The sequence below is a fragment of the Corynebacterium lizhenjunii genome (assembly GCF_011038655.2).
Classification (GTDB): domain Bacteria; phylum Actinomycetota; class Actinomycetes; order Mycobacteriales; family Mycobacteriaceae; genus Corynebacterium; species Corynebacterium lizhenjunii.
Window position 1 is genome coordinate 1,194,512 of sequence record NZ_CP064954.1, and the last position, 10,615, is coordinate 1,205,126.

Sequence of the window (10,615 nt, forward strand, 5' to 3'; positions counted from 1 at the left end):
GACTGTCCCGTATGCTAGCGGACATCACCATCGAGAACCTGGGCGTGATCGAGCGCGCCACAGCCACGCTGTCTTCCGGTCTGACGGTTTTAACCGGTGAGACCGGCGCGGGTAAAACCATGGTGGTTACCGGTTTAAGGCTGCTTGCGGGCGGGCGCGCAGACGCTAGCCGGGTGCGCCAAGGGGCCCAGCGCGCTGCAGTGGAAGGCAGTTTTGCCGTGACTGATGAAGCCGTCGATGCCCTGGTGGAATCGGTAGGCGGTGCGCGTGATGATAACGGGGAGTACCTGGTTGCTCGCACTGTCACGGCGGCCGGGCGCTCCAAGGCTTACCTGGGGGGCCGGAGCGTTCCAGCTGCCCGCCTCGCAGAGTTTGCCTCCTCCGTGCTCACTGTGCACGGGCAAAATGACCAGTTACGGCTGCTGGCCCCGGACCAGCAGTTGGCGGCTCTCGACCGCTCCGACCCACAGGTGGCGCCACTGTTGGAAAGCTATACGCAGGCTTTCCGTCGGTGGCGGGAATTAGCCAAAGACTATCAGTTGCGCACCACCCAGCGCCGGGAGTTGGCTCAGGAAGTCGACCGGCTGCAATTTGCGGTGGCAGAAATTGACCGGATTGCCCCCGTGCCGGATGAGGACCGGGAATTAGTCGAGCGGGTGCGCAGGTTGCAGGATGTGGACTCGCTGCGAGAGGCCGCCAACGTGGCGCTGGTGGCCATCGACGGCACAGAGGACATGGAAACCGAAGGTGCCGCGAGCCTGTTGGGACAAGCGCAGTCAGAACTATTGGGCAGCGGGGACGGCGTGCTGGTAGCCCAGGCGGAGCACTTGGCGCACATTACGCAGCAGCTCAGCGACATTGCCGGCGAGCTGGGCAGCTATCTTAGCGATCTACCCAGCGACCCGCACCAACTAGAGCTCGACTTGCAACGCCAACAAGAGCTTAAGACCCTAACCCGCAAATATGCTGCGGATATTGCCGGAGTGCTGCAATGGCGCGATAAGGCACTGCAGCGATTGGAAAGCATCGACACCTCTTCGGAAGCACTAGAAGAGCTCAAAAAGGCGCTCAAGGAAGCAGAATCGGAGATGATCTCCCGGGCCACGGAGCTGACCGCAGCGCGCCAGCACGCTGCTCAAGCGTTGGGTGCAGCGGTGAATAAGGAACTTGATGGCCTGGCTATGGCTTCGTCTACCTTTAGCGTCGAAGTGCGCGAGGCCAAGTACTCCAAGACGGGCGCAAACGAGGTGGAGCTGCAGCTCAACGGCCGCGGGCTTGCCACCACGGCCTCTGGCGGCGAGCTTTCCCGCGTCATGTTGGCCCTGGAAGTTGTCTTGGCTGCCAATACGCGCGGGGCAACCATGGTTTTCGACGAGGTGGATGCCGGTGTGGGTGGGCGCGCCGCGGTGGAGATTGGCAGGCGTCTGGCACGGCTTGCGGTACACAACCAGGTCATTGTGGTCACCCACCTGCCCCAGGTGGCCGCTTATGCGGACACCCACCTCCACGTGGCTAAGGAACTGTATACCTCCGGCGTGGAGACCCTAACGGAGAGTCAGCGCGTGGAAGAGCTCGCCCGTATGCTGGCGGGTCTAGATGATACTGACACGGGACGTGCCCATGCTCAGGAGCTTTATGATCGCGCCCAGCAGGAGACAGCTGCCTTCCGCGCGCCTTAGCCATCCAGGCGGGCCTACGTGGGATAATCGCCGCCATGAGTTTGTTTTCTCGCGCGTCCGACTTGCCCGGCATTCAGGGCACCCTGCGTGATTGCACTCCCGCCGGCAAGGGGCTCAAGAGGTTCCAGCCGGGGGATTTTGCCGTAATCAGCGCGGCGGATATTTCCCGCCAGGAAGCCCAGGTACTGGTGGACCTCCAGCCGGGTGCGGTAATAAACGCGGAGAGATTTTCTTCTGGCGCTGTGCCCAATTACGGCCCACACATGTTGTTGGATGCCGAGGCACTGCTGGTAGAGGGTGCCGGCGCGGAGTTCCTGGCAAACGCCAAGGACGGCAAGCGCGCCCGAATCACGCAAGATGGTGCCATTTTTGTGGGGGAGAAATCCTTGGGCTCTGGCCGGGTGGTGCAGCGCGCGGAGGCGGAACAGACCTTCACAGAGGCCCAGAGTCTGCTCATTGGCCGCATGGAGGCTTATTTCGGCAACGCCATTGAGCTCATCCACTCCGAAGGCCCGCTGCTGATTGACGGCATGGGCATCCCAGACTGTGGTGTGGACATGCGCGGGCGCAAAGTCGTGGTGGTCTCCCCGGCGCCGAACCACCGCGAGTTGATTAAGAATCTGCGCAATTTTATCCGGGAATATGAGCCGGTGTTGGTGGGCGTGGACTCTGCTGCGGACTCCCTGGTGGATCTGGGCTACACCCCGGACCTGATTGTGGCCAACCCCAATTCGGTGCAGGCAGAGACCTTGCGCTGTGGTTCCCGCGTGATTGTCCCGGCCACTCCGGAGGGGATGGCGCCGGGACTTGAGCGCATCCAGGATTTGGGCGTGGGGGCGATGACTTTTCCTTCCGTGCTGGAATCGGCTACGGATTTGGGCCTGTTGCTTGCAGACTTCCACCAGGCTTCTCTCATTGTGCAGGCTGGCGGGGCAGTAGATCTTGATGCCATCTTTGCCGATGCCCCCCAGGCCACCCCAGCCGCTTTGCTGGCGCGCATGAAGGCTGGTACCAAGCTTGTCGATGCCCAGTCGGTCATCTCCCTGTACGCCGCACCGTCGGCGCGACCCACCGCGTGGTTGTGGGCGGTCCTGGGCGTGCTGGTGGCCTTAGCTGCCATCGTGCTCATTGCTGGTTTTGGTGGCGCGGGCTCCTTTATGGATAATGTGACACAAACGTGGGCGAATATCGTCGATAGCCTAGGGGGATGGATCAGCTAATGCCCCAGCGGTATGCGGCCAAGGCCCCCGTGGTGGCCGGAGTCGGATTTGGTGTGGCCGCGGGCGTGGTCTTCGGAGCGCTTGGGGTGGGCCCGGTGCTTGCCGGGGACGATACTGCAGAGATTCGGGAGCAGCACCGGCGCACCGTGCAGGACATGCACACCCTGGAGTCTCAGGTGAGCACTGCTGATGATGTGGTGGGATCGCTATCGGAGGAGATAGTGGACCAGACCTTAACTCAGCGTCCCGTACTTGTTTTGACCACGGCTACGGCGTCCGACTTCGATGTCAAGGCGGTGGTCAAGTCCCTGGATGCAGCCGGGCGCGTGGATGCTGGGACCATCAAGTTGAATAAGCCACTGTTTGAACAGGATCGCCAATCCGACGTGCAAGCGGTGCTGCAGAAGTCTGTGCCCGATAAGCTTCGCCTCCCCGGAAAAGACAAGCCTGCCGGCCAGGCAGCGGGCACTGCTTTGGCCCAGGCATTCTTCCTTGATGCCCAGTCGACCCAACCGTTGATGACGGACAAGCAGCGCGCAGAGCTTCTGCAAGCTTTGCGGGAGAAGGACTTCATTACTTATGAAGACGGCTCCATTTTGCCTGCCCAGGCCGTAGTTATTGTGGACGGTAAATCCTCTGGCGTGGGCTTTACGGAGTTTTCCGCCCCAGCCATGGCGCAGTTTGCCGCCACCTTGCACTCGACTGGCAAGAATGTGGTTCTCGCCGCGCGGATAGAGTCCGCGGGGGCAGAGGGTACCATCGGCAGGCTGCGCGAGGAGCACCCGGAGGTCTCCACGGTGGACTCCATTGATCGTGGCTGGGCCCGCATGGCGGTGCCCCTGGCGGTGCGCGAGCAACTGGACGGAGGAGCAGGGGCGTATGGGGCGGCGGCATCGGCAAGCTCTGGATTGCCTCCCCGCCCGGAGCCTGCCACGGTGCCAGAGGTCTCCTACTACGCGCCCTACGCCGGCTACGGCGCCTACTAGAAAGGACGGGCCCCTCAAGTGAGCCATACGTTTGCCCTTCGTGATTCCCAAATGCTGCTCGATGCCCCAATTATCGCCGTGCGTGCCGATACCGTGACCATGCCCGGCGGGTCTGTAGCGCGGCGGGAGATTGTCGAGCACCTGGGTGCCGTTGCCGTGGTGGCGCTCAACGCCGCAGGTCAAGTGCGCTTGGTGCGCCAATATCGGCATAGCGTAGGCCAGCGACTCTGGGAACTTCCTGCGGGGCTGCTCGATGTCAAGGGCGAAACTGAATTGGAATGCGCGCGCCGCGAGCTCCAGGAAGAAGCTGGTTTGGCCGCCGCGGAATGGGGTGTGCTGGTCGACATAGTGACCTCCCCGGGCTTTTGTGAAGAAGCAGTGCGCATCTTTATTGCCCAGGACCTGCGTGAGGTCGCACGTCCTGCACACCCGGATGACGAAGAAGCGGATATGATCCACCAATGGGTCCCGCTCGAGCAGGCGGTGGACATGGTGCTGCGCGGAGAGATTGTCAATGGCATTGCGGTCGCTGGCCTGCTGGCGGCAGCCCGTGGGGCGCAGCCGCGTCCCACTAGCGTTCCCTTTGAGTTGCGCCCCACCGCCATGGCCGCGCGGCGCCCCGGCCCGGACCTGAAAGCCCTCTAGCGCAATGGAAGAACTCGCGCGCACCTGGCTTAATCACTTGGCGGTTGAGCGAGGACTGAGTGCAAACACCCTGAGTAATTATCGTCGCGACCTGCGCCGCTACCTGGACTGGCTGGCCGAGGCCGGCATAGACTCCTTGGATCAGGTCACCCGCCAGCACGTGGAGGCCTACTTGGCACACTTGCGGGGTGAGCTGGCAGCGGCATCGGCAAGCAGAGCGTTGATCGTCGCGCGTGGCCTGCATAAATTTGCCGTCGCGGAAGGCCTGTTGGCAGCAGACGTCGCAGCCGAGGTCTCCCCACCAGCTGCGCCCAAACACCTGCCCGACACCTTGAGCATTGCGCAAGTCACCCGCTTGCTCGACTCCGTGCCCACCGGTGAGGCCGCCACGCCGGTAGACGTGCGTGACCTAGCGCTGCTGGAGCTGCTCTACGGCACCGGCGCCCGGATCTCGGAGCTTATCAGCCTGAACGTGGATGACGTCAGCGGTGACCCGGACATTCTACGCGTGCGGGGTAAGGGCGACAAGGAACGCCTGGTGCCCCTGGGCTCGCAGGCCCGCGCGGCCGTGCAAGCCTACCTAGTGCGCGGCCGGCCCGTGATGAACCAGGGCAAGACCCCGGCGCTTTTCCTCAATACTCGCGGCGGGGCGCTGTCCCGGCAATCCGCATGGGCGATATTGAAACAATCCGCCCAACGCGCCGGCCTGGAGCAGGATATTTCCCCGCACACGCTGCGCCATTCTTTCGCTACCCACCTGCTAGAAGGCGGTGCCGATGTGCGCAGCGTGCAGGAGCTGCTGGGCCATTCCTCGGTGACTACTACGCAGATTTATACCCACGTCAATGCGGAGTCACTGCGTCAGGCTTGGCAGCTGGCGCACCCGCGTGCTTAAGTGGGCGGGAAGCTTTGGAAAGGATGTGGTGTATGCAGGTTCGTCGCGCAATAGCGGCCACAGTGGTGGCCGGGGCGGTGTTGTCCTCGGGCGCGTGGGGCGCACACGCCGTTCCGGCTGGGGTGTCAATGGCTGATGTGCTGGCCGCAGTCTCTGCCCCCGTCGCGGTTCCGGCTGGCCAGACCACTACCGTGTCGCTGCCGGTGCCGGTGGAGGTCTCCTTTAATGCCGATGGCTGGTCTGTTCAGGCCTCCGGGGGCACAGCCACCGTTAGTGCGCCGGCTGCCGGCGGCGAGGCCGTTGTGCCAGTGAGCTATGCCGGGCAAACCATCAACCTGCACTTGGTAGCGCAGGCAGGTGCTGAAGTGCCTGAGCTTGCCGATGCCCCAGCCCCGCACGATGGTGCCTCCGCAGCGCCGGGCGTTACTCCGGAAGGAGGGGCCGGTCCGGACGGTGGCGGCGCTGACGTTCCGGGTGCAGGTTCGGAAGGTGGGGTCGGCGCAGACGCTGAGTCGCGCCCGACAGTGCCAGGGGATACCCCGCCGCGCTCGCCCGCCGCGCCCGTGGATGCAACGCAAGCGGAGCGCATCTACCTGCAGGCCCAGATCCAGGGCAACACCTTGACTGCCACATTGGGGGTGAGCCAAGCGCTAGAGCTGTACAACCGCTTCAAAGATGTGGACCAAGCGGGCCATAAGGTGCGTTACCTCGACGCCGACGGCAACATCATCGAAGGGGTGCGCCGGGACATTCAAGCAGCCCAGCGCACGATGGTACTGACCTATCCCGAAGGCCAGGCACCGGATAATCCCTTCATCATTCAGCTGGTGGAGCGCGACGGTTCGCGGGTGGTTGCAGAGGTGGTGCTGCGCGACCCGGCGTACCGCTACGCCGATAGCCCAAGCCCGGAGCAATTAGCGCAGGAAGAGCAGGGGATCCACGATGGTGGGCGATGGTCGCTGGGCGTGCTCGCACTGGTAGCGGTGGCGGGACTGGTGCTGGTGGGCGGCATCGGGCTGGGGGTCTGGTGGTGCTTGCGCGGGCGGCGGCAGTAGAATGTGGGCGGCACGTGTGGCAAACTACAAGTGTGTCATTTAGACCAGGACCGGCGTCAAGGAAGTAGGGATGACTATGAGCGAGGATGGCCTCTTCGATGCAGCGGGAGTAGGACTTACTGGCCGTCCCCTGCGCGAGCTGCCAGAGCCCGCCCCGCTAGACAGTCACGGCCCGGCCACGATTATTAGCATGTGCAACCAGAAAGGTGGCGTGGGTAAGACCACCACCACCATCAACCTGGGCGCCTGCCTGGCGGAAGTCGGCCGTAAAGTCCTTTTGGTTGACCTGGACCCGCAAGGCGCGCTGAGCGCGGGACTGGGCCTGACGCACGATGAGATTGAAGACACCATCTATGACGTCATGCTGGACAGTCAAGTGTCCATTCATTCCGCCATCCGTTCCACGTCTGTACCTGGCCTAGACCTGGTCCCGGCTAATATCGACCTGTCAGCCGCGGAGATTCAACTGGTCAATGAGGTGGGGCGGGAGCACACCTTGGCCCGGGCCTTGCGGCCCATCCGCCGGGATTATGACTTCATCATTATTGACTGCCAGCCCTCGCTGGGGTTGCTCACTGTTAATGCGCTGGCGTGTTCCGATGGGGTAATTATCCCAATGGAGTGCGAGTTCTTCTCCTTGCGCGGTCTGGCGCTGCTGACTGATACGGTGGAGAAGGTCTCGGAGCGGATCAACTTTGACCTAGAGACGCTGGGGATTTTGGTGACCATGTATGACCGGCGGACCAAGCACGCCCGCGAGGTCATGTCCCGGGTGGTGGATTATTTCCAGGATAAGGTTTTTGACACCGTCATCACGCGTACTGTGCGCTTCCCTGAGACCTCTGTTGCCGGAGAGGCGATTACCACGTGGGCGCCGCATTCACAGGCGGCAAAGCAATACCGTGACCTGGCGCGCGAGGTCATTGAGCGGACCTCCCGCTAGGGGCGCGCTTGAACCCAGCTACGCCCGCGCAACCGGCTGCCCCCGGGGATGTCACACTGCCCGGCGGGGCCGTGCAGCCGGAAATCACCGGCTTTCGGATTGTCCTTGACAACTTTGAGGGCCCGTTTGACCTGCTCTTGCAGCTAATTCAGTCAAAAAAGATGAACGTCACTGAGGTAGCTTTATCTGCGGTGACAGATGAATTTGTCTCCTACACGCGCGCGTTAGGCCAGACTGCCCAATTGGATGAGACGACTGAGTTTCTGGTAGTGGCAGCAACGCTTTTGGACTTAAAGGCGGCCCGGCTCCTGCCGCGCGGGGAGGTAGATGATCTGGAGGACCTGGCGTTGCTAGAGAGCCGGGATCTTCTCTTCGCCCGCTTGCTGCAATATAAGGCTTACCAGCAGGTGGCCGACATGATGTCCCAGTGGCAGCGGGCTGCGCGCCGGCGCTATCCGCGGGCCGTCAGCATGGAGGAAGATTTCACACACCTGCTCCCGCCGGTAGTGCTGGGGCATACTCCGGCCACGTTCGCGCAGCTGGCCGCTAGCGTCTTCCGCCCGCGACCTGCAGAGGAGGTGGCCACCGGGCACGTGCACCAGGTCGCCGTTTCTGTGCCTGAACAAGCGGGCAAAATTCTGAGCACTCTCAAGCTCCTGGGTGCGGGCCAGCAGTTGAGCTTCACGGCGCTGACCCGTGATTGCACTGTGTCTATGGAAGTCGTCGGCCGTTTTCTTGCTCTGTTGGAGTTGTACAAGGCCCGCGCTATTGATGTTGAGCAGCCTGAGTCCTTGGGGCCTCTGGCTGTCGCCTGGACAGGTAAGGACGTAGACCCCGCCGTTGTTGCTGCCGCCAATTGGGATTAGTCCACCTCCTCGGACCCGCGCGTCTAGTCCGCCCGCGCATACTCCTAGCTCGTCCCACACCGATGTGCTTGGGTGCAGCGTGTGCAAACGGACACACCCGCGCACCTATAGCCCCTTCCGCGCGCTTTCTGTCGTCGCGGTTGGGGCTGTGTACTTTCCGATGCCGCCAGCTTCCTGCCGCCCGCCGGTGCCTGCCATCTGGCAAGAGGACGCATACCTTCCGGCTGGTCCGCTTGCTGGCCTCTAGCTGGTCTGCTGGCGGCTAGCTTTCCGGTGGCGGTGTTGCCTGGTGATGGGCTTCCGGTGGCGGTGGTGCCTGGTGTTGGGCTTCCGGTGGTGGTGTTGCTTGGTGGTGGGCGGGCGGTGGGGAGTTGGTGGGTGGGGAGGTGGTGGGTGTGGCTGATGGCGGTGTGGGCGCGGGCCGGGTTTGTATTGGTGGTGCGCCACCGGGTGCTTGCCACCCAACCCCGGTACCCATGCGCACCATCCGACCCCGGGTTATTGGGATGCCATCTGGTGGGTGGTCCTCATTAGCACCGTTATGGTGCGGACACAATGGGGTCAGATTTGACATGTTGGTCTGGCCACCCTGGTTCCAGGGGTGGATGTGGTGGATTTGGCACTTATCAAACGGCAAGTGACAGCCTATCCAGGAGCATTCTGCTCCTTCGGCGAGTAGCAATAGGCGTTGCTTAGAGTTAGCGCTACGCGAATAACGGTACAAATCCAGAGGGCCATGCTCACGCGATAGCGCTGCGATAAACCCATAGTCCAGACACAACCGTTCCAGGAGGTCTTTACCGGTGAGGATGGCGCCGTTGGAGGCACGGACGCGAATATCGGCATCGGTGGGATACCGGCCGGGGTTGTGCATCCGGTCGACGAACTCACAAATCTGATCCAGGTAGATGGGGATGATTGGGATGTAGCGTTGTTTGCCAGCACCCCCGCCCCTAAAGACTGCAAGAAAGCTTTCTACTTGGTCTTGAGGGTCAACCACAGCGTGGACATCCATAATGTCGACAGATTTGCCCGTGGCTTTGAGCGTGGCTAGCCCATTAGCGTGATGGGTGAGGCTTACGCCTTCTTTATCTTCACGTGGCTTGGCTAGTTTCTTTAGCTGCTCGCGGGCAACGGCCTCGATTTGTGCGGCAGGCGTCTTGCAGAGTTTGACGCGTAGTTTCCATTTGGCGAGTTTGTCGGCAACTCGCTTGGTTTTGGACTCGATGAAGTCTAAGGCTTCAGCAGAATGTCCTTGGCTGCGGGCAGCGGTTAGGGCTTTGTATTGCAGGCCAGTGTAGGTGGTGGGTCCGTAGTAGGTGTTGTACAGCGTGACGTACTTGCGTGCGACAAACGGGCACAGCCCGTTTGCCGTGAGGTCTTCGACGCTGTGGCCGGCGAAACCAGCTAGTGCGTCGATGACGGGGCCTTGGCCCGCAAGTAGTGTCTCGAAGTTCATGCCACCGAGAATAAACACTCTCGCGGGATGTTCGCAAGGGTTATCGGAAAATTGTCCGCTCGAGTGTGCAATGAGGGTAAACTTTGGGAGGATTTACCGATGGTAATGGGGCACCCACACGGGGGTGACTCAACCCAGACGGGGGTAGGCCGATCGCGGCGCTCAAGCGGGATTTCGGTCTGGATGTCGGCGCTAGGCGGTAGCAATGGCAGGCGGGGTGTCGGCGCCAGGTTAGAGCAAAGGAGGGCAGGGGGGCGGCGGTGGGCGGGGCATCGGCAGGCTGGGGTTAAGGCGAGGGGTAAAGTGATGCCCCATGGAGCTGCCGTTTGTATCCACGCTGCGCTCGCGGGTGGAGTCGATATTGCTGGTGGTCGACAATCCGGTCACGGTCGAGGCGTTGAGTCGCGCGCTAGAGGCTGAGCCTACGGTGATTAGCGATACGCTGCGCGGCATTGCCCGCGAGTTTGCGCAGCGTGGATCCGGGTTTGACCTGCGGGAAACGGCGGAGGGTTGGCGCCTTTATACGCGCAAAGACAACGCCGAGGCTGTGGAGGCATTCTTGCTCGACGGCACGCAGACACGCCTGTCGCGCGCGGCGATGGAGACGTTAGCGGTCATTGCCTACCGGCAGCCGGTCACGCGCGCGCAGGTAGCCGCGGTGCGCGGAGTTAACGTGGACGGCGTTATGCGCACGCTGGTGCTGCGGGGATTGGTCCGCGAGGTGCCCAGCGACTCCCACGCACACTTGTATGAGACCACGGAGCTCTTTGTGGAATTATTGGGCATAGACTCACTGGCGCACCTGCCCGATTTGGCGCCTTTGCTTCCGGATGTGGATGCGATTGAGGAGGAGTATTAGCCGCTGAC

Annotated in this window: 10 protein-coding genes; 9 read left to right on the forward strand and 1 reads right to left on the reverse strand. The window is 62.3% G+C overall.

Annotated features, from left to right (window positions below):
- The first annotated feature begins 11 nt into the window (after nucleotides 1-11).
- The 8 genes from recN to G7Y31_RS05565 all read left to right on the forward strand — a co-directional run bounded on the left by recN (nucleotide 12) and on the right by G7Y31_RS05565 (nucleotide 8,289).
- The gene (gene recN / locus G7Y31_RS05530) at nucleotides 12-1,679 is read left to right on the forward strand and encodes a DNA repair protein RecN (protein WP_165006932.1); all 1,668 of its coding nucleotides are present in this window, start codon (nucleotides 12-14) and stop codon (nucleotides 1,677-1,679) included.
- A gap of 35 nt (nucleotides 1,680-1,714) precedes the next feature.
- The gene (gene steA / locus G7Y31_RS05535; protein WP_165006929.1) at nucleotides 1,715-2,899 is read left to right on the forward strand and encodes a putative cytokinetic ring protein SteA; all 1,185 of its coding nucleotides are present in this window, start codon (nucleotides 1,715-1,717) and stop codon (nucleotides 2,897-2,899) included.
- Entirely contained in the window at nucleotides 2,899-3,885 is a 987-nt protein-coding gene (locus tag G7Y31_RS05540) for a copper transporter (RefSeq protein WP_165006926.1), read from the forward strand. The genes steA and G7Y31_RS05540 overlap by 1 nt, the downstream gene beginning before the upstream one ends.
- Before the next feature lie 18 nt (nucleotides 3,886-3,903).
- A complete protein-coding gene (locus G7Y31_RS05545; protein ID WP_280527300.1) occupies nucleotides 3,904-4,530 on the forward strand; it encodes an NUDIX domain-containing protein in 627 nt (208 codons plus the stop codon).
- 4 nt (nucleotides 4,531-4,534) lie between these two features.
- The gene (gene xerD / locus G7Y31_RS05550) at nucleotides 4,535-5,425 is read left to right on the forward strand and encodes a site-specific tyrosine recombinase XerD (RefSeq protein WP_165006923.1); all 891 of its coding nucleotides are present in this window, start codon (nucleotides 4,535-4,537) and stop codon (nucleotides 5,423-5,425) included.
- Nucleotides 5,426-5,457: 32 nt separating this feature from the next.
- Nucleotides 5,458-6,480 (forward strand): hypothetical protein, encoded by a 1,023-nt coding sequence (locus G7Y31_RS05555; protein ID WP_165006920.1) that lies wholly within the window; start codon nucleotides 5,458-5,460, stop codon nucleotides 6,478-6,480.
- Between the two features lie 76 nt (nucleotides 6,481-6,556).
- Nucleotides 6,557-7,423: a ParA family protein gene (locus G7Y31_RS05560; RefSeq protein ID WP_165007043.1), complete on the forward strand. Its 867-nt coding sequence runs from the start codon at nucleotides 6,557-6,559 to the stop codon at nucleotides 7,421-7,423.
- Between the two features lie 56 nt (nucleotides 7,424-7,479).
- Entirely contained in the window at nucleotides 7,480-8,289 is an 810-nt protein-coding gene (locus G7Y31_RS05565; RefSeq protein WP_196823644.1) for a segregation and condensation protein A, read from the forward strand.
- Between the two features lie 262 nt (nucleotides 8,290-8,551).
- Here the strand turns inward: G7Y31_RS05565 and G7Y31_RS05570 are convergent, their stop codons facing one another.
- A complete protein-coding gene (locus G7Y31_RS05570; protein ID WP_196823627.1) occupies nucleotides 8,552-9,748 on the reverse strand; it encodes an HNH endonuclease signature motif containing protein in 1,197 nt (398 codons plus the stop codon).
- Between the two features lie 313 nt (nucleotides 9,749-10,061).
- Here G7Y31_RS05570 and scpB point away from each other — a divergent pair, with 313 nt between their 5' ends.
- Nucleotides 10,062-10,607, forward strand: a complete 546-nt coding sequence (gene scpB, locus G7Y31_RS05575) for an SMC-Scp complex subunit ScpB (protein ID WP_165007974.1) — start codon at nucleotides 10,062-10,064, stop codon at nucleotides 10,605-10,607.
- The last annotated feature ends 8 nt before the right edge of the window (nucleotides 10,608-10,615 follow it).

Excerpts from the sequence above, each read along its gene's own strand:
- recN (WP_165006932.1), top strand. The coding sequence starts at position 12 with ATGCTAGCGGACATCACCATCGAGAACCTGGGCGTGATCGAGCGCGCC.
- steA (WP_165006929.1), top strand. The coding sequence starts at position 1,715 with ATGAGTTTGTTTTCTCGCGCGTCCGACTTGCCCGGCATTCAGGGCACC.
- G7Y31_RS05540 (WP_165006926.1), top strand. The coding sequence starts at position 2,899 with ATGCCCCAGCGGTATGCGGCCAAGGCCCCCGTGGTGGCCGGAGTCGGA.
- xerD (WP_165006923.1), top strand. The coding sequence starts at position 4,535 with ATGGAAGAACTCGCGCGCACCTGGCTTAATCACTTGGCGGTTGAGCGA.
- G7Y31_RS05555 (WP_165006920.1), top strand. The coding sequence starts at position 5,458 with ATGCAGGTTCGTCGCGCAATAGCGGCCACAGTGGTGGCCGGGGCGGTG.
- G7Y31_RS05560 (WP_165007043.1), top strand. The coding sequence starts at position 6,557 with ATGAGCGAGGATGGCCTCTTCGATGCAGCGGGAGTAGGACTTACTGGC.
- G7Y31_RS05570 (WP_196823627.1), bottom strand. The coding sequence starts at position 9,748 with ATGAACTTCGAGACACTACTTGCGGGCCAAGGCCCCGTCATCGACGCA.
- scpB (WP_165007974.1), top strand. The coding sequence starts at position 10,062 with ATGGAGCTGCCGTTTGTATCCACGCTGCGCTCGCGGGTGGAGTCGATA.